This window comes from Streptomyces sp. NBC_00873 (assembly GCF_045207415.1).
Taxonomy (GTDB): domain Bacteria; phylum Actinomycetota; class Actinomycetes; order Streptomycetales; family Streptomycetaceae; genus Streptomyces.
In genome coordinates this window covers 8,060,997-8,081,753 of record NZ_CP108803.1, presented here as the reverse complement: position 1 = coordinate 8,081,753, position 20,757 = coordinate 8,060,997, and the positions used below count along the sequence as shown (strand labels likewise).

The 20,757-nt window shown below is 68.7% G+C and carries 20 protein-coding genes and 1 pseudogene; 7 read left to right on the top strand and 14 right to left on the bottom strand.

The window, feature by feature from the left end; all coding sequences use genetic code 11:
* Positions 1–16: 16 nt before the first annotated feature.
* The 4 genes from OH809_RS37315 to OH809_RS37300 all read right to left on the bottom strand — a co-directional run bounded on the left by OH809_RS37315 (position 17) and on the right by OH809_RS37300 (position 3,572).
* Positions 17–733, bottom strand: coding sequence for a GntR family transcriptional regulator (locus OH809_RS37315; protein WP_406416849.1), 717 nt, complete (start codon positions 731–733; stop codon positions 17–19).
* A gap of 338 nt (positions 734–1,071) precedes the next feature.
* Positions 1,072–1,833, bottom strand: a complete 762-nt coding sequence (locus OH809_RS37310) for a DUF2690 domain-containing protein (RefSeq protein ID WP_406416850.1) — start codon at positions 1,831–1,833, stop codon at positions 1,072–1,074.
* A gap of 189 nt (positions 1,834–2,022) precedes the next feature.
* Entirely contained in the window at positions 2,023–3,051 is a 1,029-nt protein-coding gene (locus OH809_RS37305) for a teichoic acid biosynthesis protein C (RefSeq protein ID WP_406416852.1), read from the bottom strand.
* Between the two features lie 68 nt (positions 3,052–3,119).
* Complete coding sequence (locus OH809_RS37300) at positions 3,120–3,572, bottom strand: SH3 domain-containing protein (RefSeq protein ID WP_406416854.1); 453 nt, start codon at positions 3,570–3,572, stop codon at positions 3,120–3,122.
* Between the two features lie 711 nt (positions 3,573–4,283).
* Here OH809_RS37300 and OH809_RS37295 point away from each other — a divergent pair.
* Positions 4,284–5,666, top strand: a complete 1,383-nt coding sequence (locus OH809_RS37295) for an MFS transporter (RefSeq protein ID WP_406416856.1) — start codon at positions 4,284–4,286, stop codon at positions 5,664–5,666.
* A 62-nt stretch (positions 5,667–5,728) separates the two neighbouring features.
* On the opposite strand, the gene OH809_RS37290 is transcribed toward OH809_RS37295, so the two are convergent.
* Positions 5,729–6,208: an NUDIX domain-containing protein gene (locus OH809_RS37290; RefSeq protein WP_327247960.1), complete on the bottom strand. Its 480-nt coding sequence runs from the start codon at positions 6,206–6,208 to the stop codon at positions 5,729–5,731.
* Between the two features lie 30 nt (positions 6,209–6,238).
* On the bottom strand, positions 6,239–7,834 hold the full coding sequence (gene lnt, locus OH809_RS37285) for an apolipoprotein N-acyltransferase (RefSeq protein ID WP_406416858.1): 1,596 nt from the start codon (positions 7,832–7,834) through the stop codon (positions 6,239–6,241).
* Positions 7,835–8,040: 206 nt separating this feature from the next.
* Here lnt and OH809_RS37280 point away from each other — a divergent pair, with 206 nt between their 5' ends.
* Positions 8,041–9,171, top strand: a complete 1,131-nt coding sequence (locus tag OH809_RS37280) for an O-antigen ligase family protein (RefSeq protein ID WP_406416860.1) — start codon at positions 8,041–8,043, stop codon at positions 9,169–9,171.
* Between the two features lie 22 nt (positions 9,172–9,193).
* Here OH809_RS37280 and OH809_RS37275 read toward each other — a convergent pair whose 3' ends face one another.
* Positions 9,194–9,757, bottom strand: a complete 564-nt coding sequence (locus tag OH809_RS37275; RefSeq protein WP_406416862.1) for a hypothetical protein — start codon at positions 9,755–9,757, stop codon at positions 9,194–9,196.
* 69 nt (positions 9,758–9,826) lie between these two features.
* The gene (locus OH809_RS37270; protein WP_406416864.1) at positions 9,827–10,612 is read right to left on the bottom strand and encodes a glutamate racemase; all 786 of its coding nucleotides are present in this window, start codon (positions 10,610–10,612) and stop codon (positions 9,827–9,829) included.
* A gap of 58 nt (positions 10,613–10,670) precedes the next feature.
* Here OH809_RS37270 and OH809_RS37265 point away from each other — a divergent pair, with 58 nt between their 5' ends.
* Positions 10,671–11,849, top strand: a complete 1,179-nt coding sequence (locus OH809_RS37265) for a glycosyltransferase (protein WP_406416866.1) — start codon at positions 10,671–10,673, stop codon at positions 11,847–11,849.
* Positions 11,850–11,901: 52 nt separating this feature from the next.
* On the opposite strand, the gene OH809_RS37260 is transcribed toward OH809_RS37265, so the two are convergent.
* Complete coding sequence (locus OH809_RS37260; protein ID WP_406416867.1) at positions 11,902–13,260, bottom strand: TerD family protein; 1,359 nt, start codon at positions 13,258–13,260, stop codon at positions 11,902–11,904.
* A 662-nt stretch (positions 13,261–13,922) separates the two neighbouring features.
* Here OH809_RS37260 and OH809_RS37255 point away from each other — a divergent pair.
* On the top strand, positions 13,923–14,624 hold the full coding sequence (locus tag OH809_RS37255) for a hypothetical protein (RefSeq protein WP_406516103.1): 702 nt from the start codon (positions 13,923–13,925) through the stop codon (positions 14,622–14,624).
* A 60-nt stretch (positions 14,625–14,684) separates the two neighbouring features.
* On the opposite strand, the gene OH809_RS37250 is transcribed toward OH809_RS37255, so the two are convergent.
* Entirely contained in the window at positions 14,685–14,810 is a 126-nt protein-coding gene (locus OH809_RS37250) for a hypothetical protein (protein WP_406416870.1), read from the bottom strand.
* Positions 14,811–14,957: 147 nt separating this feature from the next.
* Between OH809_RS37250 and OH809_RS37245 the strand changes: the two genes are divergently transcribed.
* The 3 genes from OH809_RS37245 (at position 14,958) to OH809_RS37235 (ending at position 17,252) form a co-directional block, all read left to right on the top strand.
* A complete protein-coding gene (locus tag OH809_RS37245; protein WP_406416872.1) occupies positions 14,958–15,527 on the top strand; it encodes a HEAT repeat domain-containing protein in 570 nt (189 codons plus the stop codon).
* A 583-nt stretch (positions 15,528–16,110) separates the two neighbouring features.
* Positions 16,111–16,269 carry a hypothetical protein gene (locus OH809_RS37240; protein ID WP_406416876.1) on the top strand — a complete coding sequence of 53 codons (159 nt, stop codon included), beginning with the start codon at positions 16,111–16,113 and terminating at the stop codon, positions 16,267–16,269.
* Positions 16,270–16,328: 59 nt separating this feature from the next.
* On the top strand, positions 16,329–17,252 hold the full coding sequence (locus OH809_RS37235; protein ID WP_406416878.1) for a hypothetical protein: 924 nt from the start codon (positions 16,329–16,331) through the stop codon (positions 17,250–17,252).
* A gap of 52 nt (positions 17,253–17,304) precedes the next feature.
* Here OH809_RS37235 and OH809_RS37230 read toward each other — a convergent pair whose 3' ends face one another.
* The 4 genes and pseudogenes from OH809_RS37230 to OH809_RS37215 form a co-directional block, all read right to left on the bottom strand.
* The gene (locus OH809_RS37230) at positions 17,305–17,754 is read right to left on the bottom strand and encodes a hypothetical protein (RefSeq protein WP_406416879.1); all 450 of its coding nucleotides are present in this window, start codon (positions 17,752–17,754) and stop codon (positions 17,305–17,307) included.
* 295 nt (positions 17,755–18,049) lie between these two features.
* Positions 18,050–18,175 (bottom strand): annotated as a pseudogene (locus tag OH809_RS37225) (IS630 family transposase); the annotation flags it as partial.
* 19 nt (positions 18,176–18,194) lie between these two features.
* Positions 18,195–18,401, bottom strand: a complete 207-nt coding sequence (locus OH809_RS37220) for a hypothetical protein (RefSeq protein WP_406416881.1) — start codon at positions 18,399–18,401, stop codon at positions 18,195–18,197.
* 537 nt (positions 18,402–18,938) lie between these two features.
* Positions 18,939–19,958 (bottom strand): DUF6454 family protein, encoded by a 1,020-nt coding sequence (locus tag OH809_RS37215; RefSeq protein WP_406416882.1) that lies wholly within the window; start codon positions 19,956–19,958, stop codon positions 18,939–18,941.
* Between the last annotated feature and the right edge of the window lie 799 nt (positions 19,959–20,757).

Genomic DNA, 20,757 nt, shown 5'->3' with positions numbered 1-20,757 from the left:
GGCGCCGGCCGGCCGGTCACGCTTCGTCGAATTGGCCGCGCTGGCGCTCCAGGCTGCGGGTGAGGTGGTCGGACATGGCCTCGGCGGCGCGATCGGCCCGGCGGCGCAGTATCGCCCGTACCACTCGCTCGTGCTCTGCGAGCGTCGGCTCGCGCGCACCTTGGAGGCCGCTCAGCCGGAAGATGTGCAGATGCGAGTGGAGCCGCTCCACGGCCTCCGCAAGCAGCGGCCGGTGGGCGGCCTCGGCGACGGCGTCGTGGAGGCGCTGGTCGAGGGCTGCGAAGTCGCGGTAGGCCGCGTAGGGCCCGGCAGGGCCGGGGTGGGACTGCATGTCCTCCAGGATTGACTCGATCGCGTCGAGTTGCGCCTCCTCGGCGTGCAGGGCGGCGAGCGCCGCGGCGCGCGGCTCCAGCAGCAGCCGCATCTCGAACAGCTCCTCCACCCCCTGTCGAGTCAGCAACTCGGTTGCCCGGTAGCCGGACAGGGAGCGCTTGACGACCAGGCCGTCGGCCTCCAGACGAGCCAGCGCCTCACGGACGGGGGTGGGCGAGACGTTGAGCATGCGGGCCAGGGCCTCGATGCCGACGCGGGCACCCGGGGCAATCTGGTGGTCCATCACCATGGCCTTGGTGTCCTCGTAGACGCTGTCGGACAGCACCTGGCGGATCGGCAGCGAACCCGTCCCGGTCTCGCCGGGCAGGGCTTCGGAGACGGAAGGGTCGGGTGCCGGCATCCCAGGTCTCCACTCTGCTCGACGGCGTCACGGCCAGGGCAGTTTACCGATGTGAAACCGGCGAGCAGGACTCGAGGGACACGCTTCTCGGAGTCGGCACCGCCATGCGCCCCGGCTCCCATTCCAAGATACGCCAGCCGGGGCGCTGCAGAGCGTCACCGGGCGCGGGCCTCCGGGCAGGGCGTCGGGAGCCCACTCCCTGTCGCGCGGGAGGCCGTAAGTGTGCAGGACGCTCAGGCCACCGTGCGGGTGCGCTGGAGGGAGCGGTGGACGCCGGCAGTGCCACTGTCGAGGTCGTGCTTTCCCAGCGCAATCCACCGAGGTTGGAAAAGGCTCACTCACAACAGCCCGGCGCACGCCATCCTGCCCGCCACTTCCGCGCACGCCTCCGCGGGGCGCGGGTGCGGTGCGGCCAGCATGGGACTGCTTCCGCCGGTGTTCGCTTTTCCGGAGTAGGCGGCGAGCAATTCGTTCGGTCCTGTTTTGATCGAGACCTTGCGAGCACCCTCGTCCTGCGTGCGCACCTCTGCCCATACTGCGGCACAGGAGGCGCTGTAGCGCAGCCTTACGGCAAAGGCGGCATGGGTGACGGTGCTCTCGGTCCGCGCGTCCTGTTCACAGCCGGAGCGGCTGGCGTAGTGCCCCTGGCAGGTCTCACCCCGGCACGACGCGAGCGACTCCTGCAGAGGGCGGCCGGTCGCCGGAGTGGGGATGTCCACAGCACAGGCAGCGGGTACCAGTACGGCGACTGTGGCAGCCAGCACGATGACGACCTGCTCCAGCCGCCGGTTGTGGCCGGCCGGGGCCTTCACCTGGGGCGCGGGGGATGGCGTCGGCTCGGTTGATCGCAGTTCAGCATCGGCCCGGAACGCCGCTTCCCACAAGGTGAGGAGACGGGGCACGTCCACCCCCGCGAACGGCCCGAGTGCCTCGATCGCCGTACGGGGCGGGAATTGATCACCATTGAGGTAGCGATGCCAGGCAGATTTGCTGTGGGCCGTGCGTGCAGCCAATCCTGCCAGACTCAGCCCACTCCGCTGTTTAATGATGCGCAAATTCTCCACCAGAAGGCGGGAATCGGGGCTGAGCGAGTCGGGCAAGGACTGCCAACGAGCCATCCTATTTCCTCCATGCCGTGTATGGGACCTCGTCGTCGCGAGACTCCCGCACTGGTCGGGACCGTCAACTCATCCCGGACGCCGCAATGCATACCCTCAGAAAGCATCCGCCAATACACATAGGATCCGAGACCGGGCTATGGATTTATCAGCACAGGTTCATAAAATTCGTCAGACAATCGCCTTGTAATAGATAGAGAACTCGCGGTCTCCAGATCGCCCCTGAGTGAAACCCAAGCACAGCCGAGGCCCGCCTTCGTGAAGTACAGCCAATCCCTCGGGCTCACGCGGGTACAGCTGGGGAGCCGTACGGTCCAGCGACTGCACGACTCGGCCGGTTCGCCAATCGACACGGAACAGACGAGTGTTTCCGGCAGAGGACCGAGGATTCGCCGGGCCATACGCGGTACCGAGCATCTGGTACATGTAGTCGCCGTGCAAGGTCATGCCCTGGAAGGGCAGGCCCATGCGGGCGCCGGGCTGAGAAAAGCCGGCGAGAGGGCGGAAGTCCCGGGCGGCGAACCGGTCGAAGTCGTGCACCGCAAGGCGTGGCACGCCACGTAGCCTGTACCGCAGCAGCAGTCTCCGGTTGACCTGATCCAAGGCCACGTAGTTGCTTGTCGAGCCGGGAACGGGCCGGTAAGTGGCAAGCCCTCCGCTGTTGCGGGTCAGTACGCGGCCGTCCGCGAAGCGGAAACGACAGATGCCGCGGCCGTAGCCGGAGGCGGGATTGGCGTCCCACTCCGTCCACAGCTCGCCGGAGCCGCGCCGTGCGCCTTCGACGCCGAGTGCGACGCCGTGGCCGAAGCCCTTGAGATACATGTAACCGGTGAGAACACCGGCCATCGTGAGCCGGTTGACGCAGAGATCACCACGCGCCGCTCGCTCCGCATGACGGTATGCGCGCTTCTCGCCCGGAAGTTGGATGCCGCTCGGTACGACCTGGAGCGCGTAGACGTGCCCCTGCTGCTCGTCGAACGCGAAGGACTGCAGTGCAGTGGCGTGGCGCAGTCGACCGTTGCGGATCCAGGGTTTGCCGGCTGCAGCCAGTGAGGTCTGCTCCGACGAGGACGGACCGGACGATCTCTCGCCCTGTTGCGCCCAGGCCGACGAGACCGGGCTCGCGACCGCCAGGACGGCGCCGGTGCCGAGCCCGAGCAGGGTCCTGCGACTCGGATTGCCTTGGAGGGGAAGAGACATGGAGATTCCTTACTCGCGGCCCGAGGGCCCGCCCCGCGGGGTCTGCGGAGCGGGCCGGTCCTACCTGCTCAGCACCAGGGAACGGTGCCGTGGTTGCGGACGTAGTGGGCGGAGACGTAGCCCTTGTGGTCGGCGAGCTTGTACCAGCGGTTGTTGCCCAGGATGTTGATCCCGCGCTTCTTGCAGGCGAGAGTTACCGTGCTGCCGTGACGCGCCCTGCCGATGACCCGGTAGTTGGTGCCCGGGCCTGAGCGGACATTGAGGGGCAGGCGGTGAGTCACCAGGCGGCCCTTGACGCGAGCGGTGCGGCTCGAGGGCCTGTTCGGGTTCGCCGTGTGCCGGTGGCCGGAGGTCGAGGGCTGCGGCGGCACGGAGTACCGGGCAGGCGCTGAAACCCGCGGGGACGGCGCGGACTGTCCGGGGGGCTGGGGGATGCCGTCGGCCGCCACGGCCGCCGCAGGAAACAGGACGAGCGTTGCCACGGCAGCCAGCAGGCCACGCTGTACGGTGCGTCGAATCATGGGAACCTCCTACGGGTTGAACTACGGGTTACGCCGGACTGCCCTGCCGGAGCGTGACCATCCGCACTCGGAACGTTTCCGGCGCGGGGCGCAATGATGCTGTCCCCATGAGTTCCGGGAGGAACTGGGACGTCCCACTGACCCGCTGGGACGGCGCACCTCGCCCCCCGTTATGGCCCGAGGGGTGCCGTAGGAGACGCTGATAAGGGGTCCGACTGCCGCCCGGCCCGGCGCAACTCCCGGCCGTTGCTGGCGGCAGGTCTGCATGGCGTGGATGCGCGCGTACGGCGCCGATGCCAGTAGCGAGGCCGTGGCGCACTCAACAGCCCAGTCGATCCAGGAGACCGTTGCATGGGCACGAAGGGCGCCGAGCCCCGATCCATGACGAATGTCAGGGTTCAACACCGGGTAGTCAGCACCAAGTCAGCACGGGACGGGTGATCAGGGGTGCTGACATGCGGTTTCAGGTCAGCACCAAACCAGCACGGGAATCAGCACCGGGCCAACAATTCATGCCGAACGATGCAACTCCGGCAGGCATCCATAGCCTGCTCAGCGATCGTCAACGGAGTCCGAACCAGTGCCTCATGGTGCTCGCGCGCACAGCGGTCTCCCGAACTATGGTCCCCCACCACATACGCCCCTGACCTGCCCCTTCCTACGGTGTGGCGACACGGAATCGTCCCCGCCAACCGTCCGGAAGTGGTATCCATGGCTGCCTCGGCATCCGCCCCGCCGACCACCCGCTCGCTCAAGCGCATCGTCGCAGCGAGCCTCATCGGGACCACCATCGAGTGGTACGACTTCTTTCTCTACGGGTCAGCAGCCGCGCTGGTCTTCAACAAGCTGTTCTTCCCCGACTCCGACCCGCTCGTCGGAACGCTCCTCTCCTTCCTCACCTATGCGGTCGGCTTCGCCGCCCGGCCGCTCGGTGCCCTGGTCTTCGGGCACTACGGCGACCGGCTCGGCCGCAAGAAGCTGCTGGTGCTGAGCCTGCTGCTGATGGGAGGTGCGACCTTCGCCATCGGGCTGCTGCCCACGCATGCCACTGTCGGCGCCGCCGCTCCCGTACTGCTCACAGTGCTGCGCCTGGTGCAGGGCTTCGCCCTCGGTGGTGAGTGGGGCGGGGCTGTGCTGCTGGTGTCGGAGCACGGGGATGCGAAACGGCGCGGATTCTGGGCCTCCTGGCCGCAGACCGGGGCGCCGGCCGGGCAGTTGCTCGCCACCGGGGTCCTCTCCGCGCTCACCGCGCTGATGTCGGACTCGGCCTTCGGGGCGTGGGGCTGGCGTATCCCGTTCCTGCTCTCCGGTGTGCTGGTGGCCGTCGGTTTGTGGATTCGTCTCTCTGTCGATGAATCGCCGGTGTTCAAGGCAGCGTTGGCGCAGGCCGAGGAGCGCAAGGCGGCCGCGGCGGCTACCGAGAAGATGCCGCTCGTCGCCGTGCTGCGGCACCACTGGCGGGATGTGCTCATCGCCATGGGCGCCAGGATGGCGGAGAACATCAGCTACTACGTGATCACCGCGTTCATCCTCGTCTACGCGACAACGGCCGCCGACCTGAGCAAGCAGACGGCGCTGAACGCCGTACTCATCGCCTCCGCGATCCACTTCGCGGTCATCCCGATGTGGGGTGCGCTGTCGGACCGGATCGGCCGCAAGCCCGTCTATCTGGTCGGGGCGGTCGGCGTGGGGCTGTGGATGTTCCCGTTCTTCGCGCTGATCGACAGCCGCAGCTTCGGCAGTCTGCTGCTCGCCGTCACTGTCGGGCTCATCTTCCACGGGGCGATGTACGCACCGCAGGCGGCCTTCTTCTCGGAGATGTTCGCGACCCGGATGCGGTACTCGGGTGCGTCGATCGGTGCGCAGTTCTCGTCGGTCGCGGCCGGTGCTCCGGCGCCGCTCATCGCCACCGCGCTGCTCGCGGACTACCACAGCTCGACACCGATCTCGCTGTACGTGATCGCCGCGGCGCTCATTACGGTGCTGGCGGTCGTGTGCGCCAAGGAGACCCGCCACCGGGATCTCACGGACATCGAGGCGACGGCGGAGCCGGACGCGCCCGCGGTGCTGCCCGCCGATGCCCGTACCGCCTGAGTTCCGGTGGCCGGACGGGCCGGGGAACCGGCCCGTCCGGCCACGGTACGTGTACTACCGCGTCACGGCTGGACCGTCGGCTCGAACCAGGTCGGTTCGTCGGTCAGGGACTGCTTGATCCGGAAGAGACCGAACTCGTTCAACGGCGGCAGGGCGTCGAGCGGGAACCAGTCCACCTCCAGGGACTCGTCGTCATTGACGCGCGCCTGACCGCCGGTCGCCCTGCAGCGGAAGGTGATGTCCAGGAACTGGCACCGGTCGCCATTGGCGTACTGCACGGGGTTGAGCGCCTGGGTGAGCACCACCCGCTCCGCCACACAGTGCACGGCGGTCTCCTCGTACACCTCGCGCACCGCCGTCGTCGCGGGCTGCTCCCCCGGTTCGCAGATGCCGCCGATGAGCGCCCACTTGCCGGTGTCGGAGCGTCTGCCGAGCAGAACCCTGCCCTCGTCGTCGAAGACCACGGCGCTGACGCCCGGTAGCAGGAGTAGCTGTGTGCCCGCCGTGGCACGGATTTCACGGATGAAGTCAGGAATGGCCATGCGCCGACCCTACGTGGCCCGCGCCACCGTTCAGCGTTCTCGGCGCGCCCGTGCCGATCTGACGGTCACCCAGCCCAGTCCCACTGCGGCGATCAGCACGAGCAGCCCTTCGGGGAGCGTGCCGAGCCGGGTCGCGGGGGTCAGCGAGGAGCGCAGCGGCACCTTGTCCACCAGCGCGTCCGGGGTGAACATCTTCGTCTTCTGGGCAATCGTCCCGTCCGGGCGGATGATCGCGCTGACGCCGCTGGTGACGGGGACGACGACGGACCGGCTGTGTTCCACGGCCCGCACCCGGCTCATGGCCAGCTGCTGGTACGTCATCTCGCTGCGCCCGAAGGTGGCGTTGTTGCTGGGGACGGCGATCAGCTGGCTGCCGTGTTCGACCGTGTCCCGTACGGCGTCGTCGAACGCGGCCTCGTAGCAGGTGACGAGCCCCACCTCGGTGCCCGCGAGGTCGAACACGCCGACCTTCTTGCCCGGCCCGAAGTCGCGCTGCACCCGGTCGACGTCGGAGCTGAAGATGCGTGCGACGGAACGCATCGGCATGTACTCGCCGAAGGGCTGGATATGGCGCTTGTCGTACGTGGCGACGGGGCCGCCCGACGGGTCCCACTGGATGAGGGTGTTGCGCAGCTTGCCGGTGTCGGGCTCGATGACCGCACCGACCACGGTGGGGGCGTTGATCGCCTTCACCGCTTCGTCGATGACGATCCGCGCGTCGGCGTTGCGGTAGGGGTCGAGGTCGGAGGAATTCTCGGGCCACAGGACGAAGTCGGGTTGCGATACCTTGCCCGCCTTCACCTCGCGGGCGAGCTGTTCCGTGCGGCGTGCGTGGTTGTCAAGAACGGCGCGGCGCTGGGCGTTGAAGTCGAGTCCGAGGCGCGGCACATTGCCCTGGATCGCGGCGACGGTCGCGGTCCCGTCCTCCGCCGAATCGTCGACGAGCGGGCGCGCGGCCAACGCCCCGGCCAGGGGTACGAGGACGGTCGCGGCCGCGGCGGCGACCGCGGCGCGGGGGATCCGGCCGGTGCTGCGGTATGTACGGAAGGAACGCACCGCTTCGAACAACCCGAAGCCGCACAGCACCACCGCGAACGAGAGCAGCGGCGTGCCGCCCACCGCCGCGAGCGGCAGGAACACGCTGTCGGCCTGCCCGAAGGCGATCTTGCCCCAGGGGAACCCGCCGAACGGCACCCGGGCTCGGACCGCCTCGTCCAGGGCCCAGACCGCGGCGGCCCAGACCGGCCACCAGGCGAGCCGGGACACGGCGGCGATCCCGATGCAGCCCACGGCGACGAACAGCCCTTCGGCGGCGGCGAGCGCCAGCCACGGCACCGGACCGACCTCCTCGCCCGTCCAGTGCAGCAGCGGCAGCATGAAGCCGAGCCCGGCGAGCAGGCCGAGGCCGAATCCGGCGCGCAGCCGACGGCCGTGCAGAACCCAGCCGAGCAGTGCGAAACCGGGCAGAACCAGCCACCACAGCGGTCGGGGCGGGAAGCTCAGATACAGCAGCACACCCGACAGCACGGCCGCGGCCGGCCGTGCGAGCCGCGGCAGGAACCGTCTCCCCCGCGGCTGAGTGGCGGAGGACTGCGGGTCGTCGACTGGGCTGATGGTGGCGCTCACCCGGCGGAGTCTACGGTGGTGACGCGAGCGCGGAGCAGACCTGGGGCGGTACCGGAATGCATTCGGAATACTTGCTGCCGGATCGTTCCCGCGCATTTCCTCCACAAACCCGCACCACTCCCGTTACCGTGTGCGCCAGTCCCCCGCCGACCGGCCGGATCCGGCCGTCGTGGACGGGACGGTCACAGTTCGGGGGGTCGGACACGATGACTGCACGGGCGGGCCGGTACGGGGCTCGGGAGGGCGGCAACGCGTCCGATGCCGCCGGAGCCGTGATCCTCGCCGCCTGCGCGATCTGGTCCTTGATCAGCGCGGCCGGACGGGAGACCAGGCCGGAGGGTGTGCTGCTGGCGCTGCTGGCCGTCGCCGCAGGGTTCACCTGCGGCCGGATCTGCGGCACGCTGCTGCCGGTGGCCACCGCGGCGGTCGCCGCCGTCGCCGCCCTCGTCCTGGCGCTCGCCTCGCGCGGTGGTGTGCCGGGCGCCACCGCCGCTGCCGATGTCGCGCCCGGTCACACCGGGGCGGCGGCCGCGCTGCTGGTGCTGGGCGCGGGCGCCGCCTGCTGCGCGGCCGCAGCGGCCCGCCGGGCACCGGTGCGTCTCACGCTGCGGCTGCTCGCACTCGGCATCGCCTGCGCCGCGCCGGCCCTGCACTCGGTGGCCGGATTCGTCACGGCGTTCGGGGTGCTGCTCAGTTCGTTGGCCGCGGTCAGGATGCGCCGCAGACTGCTCGGTCTGACCGGGCTGGCGCTGGTCACGGCACTGGTCGTCGGTGCGTCATGGGCGGTGGCCGAGGATGCGCTGCCCGACGGGCTGATGGTCTCCCTGGAGGGGCAGCTCACCCGGAACCGGGTGCTGCTCTGGCAGGACGCGGTGGATCTCGCCGAGGAGCATCCGCTGCTGGGTATCGGACCCGACCGGTTCGCCGAGCTCAGCCCCACCGCCCAGCAGACCGTGCGGTCGGACGGGAAGCCCCACTCGGCGCCGCTGCAGCAGGCCGCCGAGCAGGGGATCGTGGGGGTGGCGCTGCTGGGGGCGGCGTTCGGCTGGCTGCTGTACGTGCTGTGGCGCTCCCCCCGCACCACGGCGGTCGTCCTGACGGCGGGCGCCGCGCTCACCGCATTGGCGGCGTTGGCGAGTGTCGGGAACGCGCTGAGCTTCACGCCGGTGACGGCGGGCGTGGGGCTGCTCGCGGGGCTGGCCTCGGCCCGGCAGCCGATCGGGGACGGCACGCCGGGCACATCCCGTACGGAGAGTGACGAGGATGCGGGCCGTGCCGCGCACGGGGCGGGAACCGCGGCCGGACGCCGTCCGCAGGCCGGTCGCACTCCCCTCTGACGGGTGCGGCAATGCTGACCTCTCAGGCCCCGGCAGGCGCGTCGGCCGCGGACAGGCGGAGCCGTTCGCGGATGAACCGTACGCCCTCTTCCGCATCGTCCACCGTCACGGTGAACGTCCTGCCGTCGCCGAGCTCGAGCACCAGGCCCTCTCCCCTGCGGACCACCACGGCCGTCCCCTGCTCGGGGCGCCACCGGTAGCCCCAGCCGCCCCATTGGCGGGGGGTGACCCGGGGGGCGAACTCCGCGCCGACCACTTGGGTGAGCAGGATCCGTCGGCGCGGCAGACCCATGTGGCCACAGCGAACTTCCAGGGCGTCTCCGTCGACCCGGACGGCCACGTTCACAAAGGCGAGCGTCCCGAACAGCATGAGCAGTCCGGCCGCCACGCAGCCGATCACCGACATCAGCAGAGGGGCGATGCCGGAGGTCCAGTTGGAGCTCACGGCGAGCTCGATACCCAGTGCCAGGCACGCCGCACCAGCTGCGGCGAGCACCCACTGCGCCTTGTTCGTGGCCCGGCCGGTCCAGACGGCGGGAGCCACCTCGGCGCCGGTCTCGCTCGGTTTCCGGGGGTGGTCCCTCATGCCAGCAGCGTACTCAGAATCCGGGCAGCCGGGATGGTTCCGAACGGCCCTCGCCGAGTCGACGACGGCTCAGCGGACGGGGCTGACGGCTGCCAGCAGCCGCCCCTCGGCGTAGGTCAGGGCGGCTTCCGGCAGCTCGGCGTCACGGCCGCTCAGGAGCACGGTGAGGGAGGTGGCCGGTTCCGCCGACGGGGCGGGTGCGACGCCAATCCGGCGCAGCGCCTGGGCGGCGACGGCCCCGGCGGAGCCGTGCAGTGCCACGGGCGGCAGGCCGGGCTGCTGTACGGCGGCACGGATCCGTTCGGCGACCAGTTCGTAATGGGTGCAGCCGAGAACGACGGCCCGTACGCCCGGTGGAGTGAGCGCGGCGGCTGCGGCGACGGCACGGTCGATCGCGGCTTCGTCCGCGTTCTGCACGGCGTCGGCGAGACCGGGGCAGGGAACCTCGGTGACGTCGACGGAGCCGGCGAATTCGCGAATGAGTCCGCGCTGGTAGGGACTGCCCGTCGTGGCGGGGGTCGCCCAGACGGCAACGGGTCCGCCGCCGGCCGCGGCCGGCTTGATCGCGGGGACGGTGCCGATGACGGGCAGCGTGGGTTCCAGCGCGGCACGGAGCGCCGGCAGGGCGTGTACGGAGGCGGTGTTGCAGGCGACGATCAGTGCGTCGGGCCGGTGGACGGCGGCCGCGCGGGCCACGGCCAGCGCGTGCGCGGTCAGGTCCTGCGGCGTCCGCGGACCCCACGGCATGCCGTCGGGGTCGGAGGAGAGCACCAGATCGGCGTCGGGCCTCAGCCGACGTACCGCGGCGGCCGCCGGGAGCAGGCCGATTCCTGAGTCCATGAGCGCGATCTTCACCCGGTCACCATAGTCGACCGCCCTTGCGGTCTCGTCGGAGTGGGGCAGACTGCGGCGAATGAGCGCCGTTGCCTGGATCGCCGTGGGTTCGCTGGCCGCATGGGTGTGGCTGCTGCTGGGACAGGGGTTCTTCTGGCGGACCGACCAGCGGCTGCCTCGGCGTGCGGGGCCGGACCGCTGGCCGTCGGTCGCGATCGTCGTGCCCGCGCGTGACGAAGCCGACATGCTGCCGGTGAGCCTGCCGTCGCTGCAGGCGCAGGACTATCCGGGGGCAGCGGAGATCTTCCTGGTCGACGACTGCAGCAAGGACGGCACCGGTGATCTCGCCCGTGCGCTGTCCGTGCGGTACGGCGGGCTGCCGGTGACGGTGGTCTCTCCCGGGGAGCCGGAGTCCGGCTGGACGGGCAAGCTCTGGGCTGTACGGCACGGGATCGCGCTCGCGCGGGCCCGGGAGCCGGCGCCGGAATTCCTGCTGCTCACGGACGCGGACATCGCGCATGAGCCGGACAGTCTGCGGGAACTGGTCGCCGCCGCCTGTTCCGGCGGGTTCGATCTGGTCTCGCAGATGGCCCGGCTGCGGGTGGCAAGCGTCTGGGAGCGCCTTGTCGTGCCGGCGTTCGTGTACTTCTTCGCGCAGCTCTATCCGTTCCGGTGGGTGAACCGGGCGAAGGCACGGACCGCGGCCGCGGCGGGCGGCTGTGTTCTGCTGCGGACCGGGGCCGCCGAGCGGGCACGGGTTCCGGAGTCCATCCGGCAGGCGGTCATCGACGACGTGTCGCTGGCACGTGCGGTGAAGCGCAGCGGCGGGCGGATCTGGCTGGGTCTCGCGGAGCGGGTGGACAGTGTGCGGCCGTATCCCCGGCTGGCGGATCTGTGGCGGATGGTCTCGCGCAGCGCGTACACACAGTTGCGGCACAGCCCGGTTCTGCTCATCGGTACCGTGCTGGGTCTCGCGCTCGTCTATCTCGCCCCGCCGGTCACACTGGCGGCAGGACTGCTGGGCGGCGATCGGCCGGCGGCGTGGGCGGGTGGCGCGGCGTGGGCGGTGATGGCGGGGACGTACATGCCGATGCTCGGCTACTACCGGCAGTCGATGTGGCTCGCGCCGTTGCTGCCGTTCACCGCCGTGCTGTATCTGCTGATGACGGTGGATTCGGCGGTGCAGCACCACCGCGGCCGCGGCGCGGCCTGGAAGGGACGCACCTACGCCCGTCCCGGGGCCGCACCGGACCGATGAGCGGAGGGACCCCCGGTCCGTCCGCGGTGGCGGGCCCCGGACGGACCGGGGGTCATTTACGGCCGGGTGTCCAGTTCATCCCCCACCCATAGGCGTAGTCGATGGTGCGCTGCGGACTCACCCCGCGATCGGGTACGAGATAGCGGGCTTCGCGCTGCACGGTGAGGTCTCCCCCGTTGTTGGTGATGAGTGCGAGTGCGCAGACGGTGGAGGGAACGGTGCATTCGTCGAGCGAGAAGTCGATCGCGGCGCCGTGCTGCGGCTGCAGGGTGACGGTCGCGTGCAGATCGGCGAAACTCCGGGCGCCTTCATAGATGGTGACGAAGATCAGGACTCGGCGGAGCCGGTCCCTGTGGTCGAGGTCGATGGTCAGGTTCTCGCCGGTGGAGACGGCGCCGGTGCGGTCGTCCCCGTCGAGATGGATATAAGGGGGCTGCCCGAGAGCGCCGAAGGCGTTTCCGAGTGCCTGCACAACTCCCTTCCTGCCGTCGGTCAGTTCGTAGAGGGCGCAGAGATCAAGATCGAGATCCGCGTGGTTGGCGACGGCCCTGCCGAGTTTGCTGCCCCAGCTCTTGAACTGTTTGCGCACTTCCCAGTTGAGATTGACGCGCATGGCTCCCGACGTGCCGCCCTGTTTGGCGAGGGAGACGGACGGCGCGTCCTTGGTGAGCGTCACCTTGGAGAGCCGGACGGGCTGGGGGGACGGCGATACGGGCGGCGCGGCAGGGGGCGCCGGGGGTGCCATCGGAGCGGCAGCCGGGGGCTGGGCGTGCGGGGGGAGCCGGGGCGGGGGTGGCAGGTCAACCCGCGTTGCCGCTCGGGGTTGTTGGGATTGAAAAAGCTGGTGCGATTGCTGAGGCTGTTGGGGTTGCTGGGGCTCGTCGACGGAAATACCGAAGTCCGTGGCGAGACCTTCGAGGCCGCTGCTGTACCCCTGCCCCACGGCGCGGAATTTCCAGGCGCCCTGCCGACGGTAGAGCTCACCGAGAATGAACGCGGTCTCCACCGTCGCGTCGGCACTGTCGAAGCGCGCGATCTCCGAGCCGTTCGCCATGTCCGTGATCCGTACGTACAGGGCTGACACCTGCCCGAAGCTGCCACCGTCCGCGGAGGCGGCCAGGACGATGCGCTCGATGACGGGCTCCACCCGCGCCAGATCCACCGCAAGGCTGTCCGTGAGACCGCCGGCGGCGTTCCGTTTGCCCTCATGACGTACCGCGCCGGAGCCATGCACCGGCTGGTTGTAAAAGACGAAGTCCGCGTCGCTGCGCACCTTTCCCGACACGAGAAGGAGCGCCGATGCATCCACGTCCGGCGTCCCCGGGGCGGTACGCCACCCCAATTCGACCCGCACGGCCTGGGCCGCCACTGGAACATTGGTTCCTTTTTGCATGGTCATGCTCGCCCCCATCACGAGTCCGGCTACCCGAAGACTTTTCCGTGCCAACCTAATCCGCACCCTGCCACGGGGCCCACAGTCGCGCCGGGCCCCGTCCGGCGATCCGCCGGTAACCCACCCCCGTGAGCTGGCCCTACACACCATTTCAACGCGTCTCGGCGCCCTTTTTCCCAAGTTCGCTCGCATTGGGGATCGCGGTTCACTCACATCTCGTAAACCAACCTCGAGGGGGCCGCAACGCCTGGGGCCGTTGCACGGGACCGTTGCGTGAACGTTGCGCGCCAACCCGCACTGACCTGCTCAAACGCAGCGGAGGGGGTTCTGAAAGAGGGCTGGATCGGCCCCTTCGGCCGATGAAGAGCAGACGGAAGGGGTTCTGCCGGGCGCGCTGCCGCAGCTAGCTTGTGGCTCCGCCAAGGGCGGCATCGAAGCCGGTCGCCGTGTTGCCCGGAGACCCGCCAACTGCCGTTGGAAACACGGACCTTGAGGAGCTCGCATGCCGCGTTATGGCCGGTTTGATCACGTGATGCCGAGGGTGGTCAGCGGCCGGGTGGTGTCGCGGGAGTGTCTGTGCAGTCCGGCGGCAGCTTGCGCCGGGAGGGAACCACGGCCCTGGGCGGGCTCGTGTCCTGATACGGGTGGAAGGAAAACCGGGCGAGGTTCGTGGGGGAATCATGCAGATCATCGAGGTGACCGGGTATGCTGTCCGATCTGCTGTGATCACCATGAGGCGGACAGGGACACCACTTGAATTCGTGATCTTCCCGATGCTGCATGTGGCTTCGCCGACGTTCTACTCCCAGGTCCGCATCAGACTCAGGGAATGCGACCTCATAGTCATCGAGGGAATCCGAGGGAAATCAGTCGGAGTGAGTGCCCTCACGCTTGCCTACCGGTTCACCCCACGCCGGCGGCGCAACGGCCTGCAGGAGCAGCGCGAAGAGCTGCTGCTTCCCGAGGCCGTGCAGGTTATCAACCCGGATGTGACCGCGGCGGAGGCGATCGCGGACCTGAAGACACTGCCGCGGTGGATGTACTTGCTGCTCATGGTCGCGGCTCCCGTGATGGGCCTGGTGTTCGCGCTGCGCGGGCCGCGCGCCTTCCTCGATGAAGACCTGGTAGTCGAGGATCTGCCGTCGACGCTGCGGGCGGAGATGATGGCCGACGATCCTGTGGAGCACGCGATGACCGGTCGGCGCGACCAGCGGTTGCTCGACGCGCTCGGCAAGATCCACGCGGAGCGCGGGGACGAGCCGATCCGGGTGGCCATCGTCTACGGAGCCGGCCATGTCCCGGCGATCGTGTCGGGGCTGAGGGATCGTTACGGGTACCGGCCACGTGAAGCGGAATGGCTTACCGTCCTTATCCCGGCGTAGATCGCCGGGCGAAACCGGTTCTGCGCGGCCCGGCAGACGGCGGCGTTACGGCTGGTTTGATCACGTGATGCCGAGGGTGGTCAGCGGCCGGGTGGTGTCGCGGGAGTGTCTGCGCAGTCCGGCGGCGATGTTGTCGCAGCCGGTCAGGCGGAGGGCGCCGATGGCCAGGTTGCGCAGGATCGCCATGGCACGGGGTGCGGTCGCGGTCCGGACGCGGGAGGCGTCCTCGGCGAAGGTTGCGGAAACTTCGTCGACTCACGGGACTTCTGGAACGCGGAGGCCCGACGGCATACGTGCGGTCATAGTGCAGCGGCACCGGGTGAGAATGGCCAGATGCGTGGGGTGGATGAGGTACTTGAGCAGGCTGGTGCGGAAGAGGTCGTGGTGCGGGAGTGGCTGCGGGGGCTGACGTGCAATCCGGCTTTGCCTGGGGCGGTGCTTGAGCGGCTGCTGGGGTTCGAGGAGCTGCCGGCGCACCGGCTGTGGCTCACCTGGCGCCAGCTCGATGAGGAGGCGACTGCCATCGCGGTGGCGTCGTCGCGGACTCAGCACCGGCTGGACGTCGCGGAGAAACCGCCTGCGGATGTCGACGGGCTGGCGCGGCTTGCGTACGACGTGGAGCCTCGGGTCCGGTTCGTGTATGCGGCCCTGCTCTCCCAGTTCGGGCGACCGAGCCCCCCAGAGGCGTTGGTGGCACTGGCCGGGGATACGAAACCGAAGGTCCGGCGGATGATCACCAGAGCTCCGGGGATACCCGCTGCCGTCCAGCATCGGCTTGTTGAGGACGAGGACCCTGGTGTTCGGGCCGGGGTGCTAACTCGGGAGCTGTGGGAACGGCTCCCGGAGCCTGTGGGGCTCGAAAAGTCGTCGTTGCAGGTCACGCGGCGTATCGATACTCGTTGATGATGCCCCCGAGGACCCTGGTGCGGAGCAGGCTTCGGCCGTCGATGTCGTGCACGATTGCGGGCTGCTCGGTCGCGCTGGGCGATAGCTGCTGCCGAGATCGGTGCCGCCGGTGTCCGTTGTAGTGGTCCTGATAATCAGTCAGGACCTTCCTGGCGTGGCTCTCGCCCAGGATCAGGACGTGGTCGAGGGCCCGGACGCTTGCTTCTGGCCAGAGTTGACTACTCGGCACGACGATTTGAGAGCCGCCCGAGTCTTTGTCGTCGGTTCGTCCGCCATCCACGGTTTGCTCGCGGAATGTCCGCATAACGGCGACTGGTGAGTAGCCGCGTACGCCCCTCGCCCTGCGCCAGTGTGTGACCAAGCCGATGTTTGAGACGCCTCGCCTTTGCAAGATCACTACCATCACGGCCTGCGCAATCCGAAGCCCTCCCTACGGCCGGAACCGTACTACTGCCCTCCGCTTGGCGCGCATACCGTCCTTTGGACTGTGCGCTATACACATACGATCGAATTCCCAAGAGAAAGGCATCACTTCGTGTCTCCTGACACACAGTTCTCCGGGCCGAAACGGGGCAGACGGATGTCCCGTAGGGCGGCGGCGGCAGCAGCGCTGCTGCTGGTCGCGGAGGCCGCTTTCGTCGCCGGCGGTACGGCCGTCGCGGCAACCCCCGAGCCGAAGTCGGCCCCGGCGAAGGCCCAGCAGCGGGCTGTAAAGGCGCATCGGGAGCGAAGAACTTAGACTTCTTCAATGACCTGAGCTGGAAGGGCGGCGGTGAGCACGATCCGACAGACGGGCACATGGCCACCGGCACCGCCGACCACAAGTGGAATGGCAGCGTCAATAGCGCCGGGGGTGCACGCGACATCGATCTGTCGAAGAAGCCCCCGGTGTGGTTCGTGGGCCACTTCGTCACCGAGTCGGGGCCGCCGGACGGCAAGGGCGACAAGGACCAGGACAGCGGACCGTGGCGATCCCCCGCCATCGATGTGCGGTGCGACAAGGTCGCGGCGAACGGTGCGGATGCCGGCTGCGTACTGCCGCAGTACTTCCCCGAGTACAAGTTCAACACCGCCAAGTACCCGTCGGCTGCGGCGCATGCCTGGCTGATCCAGAACAAGTCGAAGGCCAAGGGGAGCGGTAAGACCCGCTCTGATGCGCTGCAGTACCTTCCGAAGAAGGAGCGCAACGAGTCGTTGCATGAGCGAATAGACAACCGGGACAAGGTGATGTGTCCCAAGTCGCGCTCCAAGCGGACCGACGGCTGGGTCCCGAACAAGCCGTTCCTCAAGCACCCGTGGACGGCTCTGCACCCGGAGATCGCCGAAGGGCCCTCCGAGTCGGTGTCCTGTGACGAGTTCCCGTTCTCCTCCACCTACCAGTCCCCAGGAGTTCCGGCGGCGAACGACGGACAGAACCCAGCCGGTGCAAACGGCGGCGGCGAGTGTATCCAGACCGTTGCGGCCAAGACCGACGACGGCAGCGAACACCTTCTGGACGATACTCGATACGACGCACCGACGTTCAACGAGAACTGCGGTCGGTCGTCCATGTCGCTGAAGGTCAACTCCGGTTCGATGAGCCTGAACAACTTCTACGAAGCGTTCCTGAAGAAGTTCCGGATCATCGACGAGGACAGGTACACCCTCGACCCGGGCGATGCCTGGTTCAAGGGCTGCGACACCACCAAGGCTGACCTCGTCTGCACGATGGCCAAGCCCTAAGCACTACGCGCTGGTCGGCACCGGGCCCTGGCCCGGTGCCGACCAGCTGCATTCAGTGAAGCGGCGCCCAGTCTTCGGCGGCATCCGTCAGCCACGAGCTCTGCGGGTCATCCCAGATCAGGCAGCGATAGACGATGCCTGGCACGCCGGACGAGCCCGTCAAATCAGCGGGCCCCGCCGTCAGGGTGCGGTGAACGGCCTCCAGGTAGGCGGCGATCGACGGATACCGCGGATCGTCGATCCCCTCAGGGAGCTCCCAGGAGCCAACACCGTCAGGGCCTGCGTAGTGGCCGGACTCAGGCCCGGCTTCGTCCCGTGTGAGCCAGGGAACAACCGGTGCGCCCCACCCGCTGCTGCCGCCGAGAAGCACCGCGGACATGGCCTGCTCCGGAGTGAACATGATTCCGCCGGGCAGGAAGGCCCCCGAGCCGACCTCCCCCTCCTCGTCGCCTTCGATCTCCTGGTGCTCCACCCCACCGCAAAGCCGCCACAGCGCCTTCAACTCGGCAGGCAGCCCGTACCCGAGGCGTTGCCTTAGCTGATCATCCGCCGCGGCGATGTCCTCCTCCGGCGCCGGCGGTAGCAGGGAGGCATATGACGTAGGAGCATGTTCCGCCAACCAATGGGTGAGAGCCTCCCATGCCTCAGCAAGGGCTTCGTCCTCATGTCTTCGTATCGGCATTCGCCCACCGTAGCAACGGCTGAAACCCTGAGGCTCAGCACTCCCGACTGCCCTCCCGGGGAGAGGAGTTGCGCTCCGAGAGGGCATTCGATCTAGGCAAATTGCCCTTTCTGTCCTAGTGACCTGAGTCGGAGACTCGCTGGCAGTAGGTGGCGACCTTGGCGAGGATCTCGTCGGCGGTCTTGGTCCAGATGAAGGGCCGCGGGTGGTCGTTCCAGTCTGCGACCCAGGCTCGGATGTCGCGTTCAGAGCGGGATCAGCTACGCCAAGACGCCAGCGCTTAGGGCGTGGGCGAACCCGAGGTGCTGCCTCAGCGCCGCGTCCGCGTTCGCCATCTCTGTCTCCGGCGCGGGGGGCAGCAGTGAGGCGTACGAGGTGGGGGCATGCTGCTCCAGCCACGCCACGATGCGGCCCCACGCCGCCTCGACCTGGGCCGCCTGGCCTTCTACATTCAGTTGATCGCTCATCCCGCCAACCTGACCGGCGGGCAGAAAGGGGATCTCTGTGAGAAGCATCCTGCTCGCCATCAGCGCCGCCACCATCAGCTTGTAGACGGGGACGCCTTGGGGTCCTCGGCCTCGCCGCAGACGGTGTAGTTGGCGGCGTCGACGAGGGCCTGCATGTGAGGCGGCAGCGGCTCGCTGGCGTCCCATGAGCGCGCGGACTTCCGGGACAGTGATACCCAAGTCCTCGGCTCGGGACCAGGTGGGGGCGGGCAGGTCCACGGCCATGGCCTGGGCGCGCATGACGCCGCTGATGTCCGGCATGAGGAAGTAGCCGATGCGGTGGTAGTCCGGTTCGCCGTCGCACGGCTGGGCGATGTACAGGTCGAATGCCCTGAGGAGGGCTCCAAGAGGTCGGGGGCCCGGCGCACTGCGGCACCGCGCCGGGCCGGCCGGGTGGGGTCAGGGGTGCGTGGCGTCGTGCGCGTACTGCCGCGGACCTGGGAAACAGCGAGAGTCGAGAAGCTCGGCAACCGCTCGCTGTTCCCGGGCTCTGGCAAGTCAGCCCGCCGGGGTCACGCTCGCCTCGTACGTCAAGATCTCGGTGCCGTTGCCCTCCTCGCCGTTGTCGGGGGCAGCCCACATCGTGATCTTGTCACCGTCGGCTGCCAGCTTGAGGGGGTTGCGGGTGACTACGTGGCCGGCGGTCGACCACTGCTGGAAGGGCACCTCGTGCAGAACCTCGTGGCTGCGCAGGTCGATCAGGGCCATGCCACCGAGTTCGTAGACGGCGCCGGCTCCGCCCGCGGCCGGCGTCTGGGGCAGGTTCGTGACACCGCCGCAGAGCATCTTGCGGTCCGGGACGTACTGGCAGTCCTGGTAGTCGACGAAGTACTGGGGGTTGCCCCAGCCGGCGATCTGCCGCCCCTGCCCGTTCCACTCGTAGAAGCGGCGCGAGCCCCAGTTGTTGCCGATGAGGTGACCGGTGACCTCGTCGCGGACAATGCCGCCGATGTGGTCCTTCACCTCGAACTCCTTGTGGACATCGAGGGTCTTGAGATCGATGCGGTAGATGATGGAGCTGCTGTTGGGACGGTACTGGGCCACGGGCACCCACACCGAGCTCCCGTCGGAGTCGATGCCACCGGGGTGGTACATGTCCCCCTCGCCCAGGATGATGTCCCGCTGCAGGTGTCCCTCGCGGTCCATCACGAACACGTGGCCGATCCCGCGACCGGGAGTGCGGTCGTACCCACCCTGCGGGGTGGGGTACTTCTGCGTGGGCTCGATGATCTGGACCGCGGACAGGAAGATGTGGCCTCCTGCCTGAACCATCCCCTCGGTGTGGTATGTCGGGAAGTCGATCTTCAGCTTGCCGGTGAGCTGCCAGTTGGTGTTGCGATCGACCGCGTCGAAGGCACGTACCAGGGCGCTGTCCTGCGCACCCGCAGCCGCGACTGCGCGCGTCGCGGGCGAGGTGGTGTTGTGGGCCGCGTTGGCCGCGACTGCCACGCCCCCGGCTGCGAGCAATGCGGACAGCGCTGCGGTGGCAGTAATACGGCCCGTCATCGTGTTCTTCATGTCCACCCTTGATGTTTTGTGTGCCCCCGAGAACGCAGTGACCATATGGGGCCCAAGTGAACCCGCAAGATAAGTGCGGATAACGGGTGCCGAAATGACGGGCCGCCTGACGCGCGCCACCGAGGATTGTCAAGGTGGAGCGGTGCGGAGGTGTCCGCAGGCCCTGACGGCGATCTTGCGTGGGGCTCGCCGCGTCGCTCGCTGAGTGACACGGCGACGAACTGCCGGTACGCCGCGGACGCGGTCTTGGCCGCGCCGACCGCCAACTGGTCCGCCCCGGAGGTGGGGACGACGGGCGGCGCGTCAACGAACCGGCCGCCCGCCTGGAGCTCGCGCGGACAACAGTGGGCCTGTGATCGTGGGCGAGTTGAGCCGCAAGGGAGTCCTGGGCGTGCGGCGGCTTGGTGCCGACGTAGGGGCGAGGAGATTCGCATGCGTCGGCGTTTTCAGCGGTCGGTGGTGACGCGGTCTTCGAGTCGGTGGCGAGGTTCGGGTTGGGCTGCGGTCTGGCGTCGAAGCCGTCGATACGGTCGACGACGAAGTCCTCAACCGCGGTGCGAACCGCTTCTCTGATCTTCAGCATCCGCGGCAGGTACTCCGGCCGAATCGCGGCCGCGTCCTGAACGTCGCCGTAGACGAAGTACTCGTCTGGGAGCACCATGCACGGCAGAGCCGCTCTCCTGACCGCCGCCCTTCTCGCCGGCGCACTCACCGCCTGCGCGGACGACAGCAACAGCCAGGGCCGTGCCGAACGCTGGCCGGGCTGCTGATGTCCACCGAGGGGAGGGGTACCGCACCA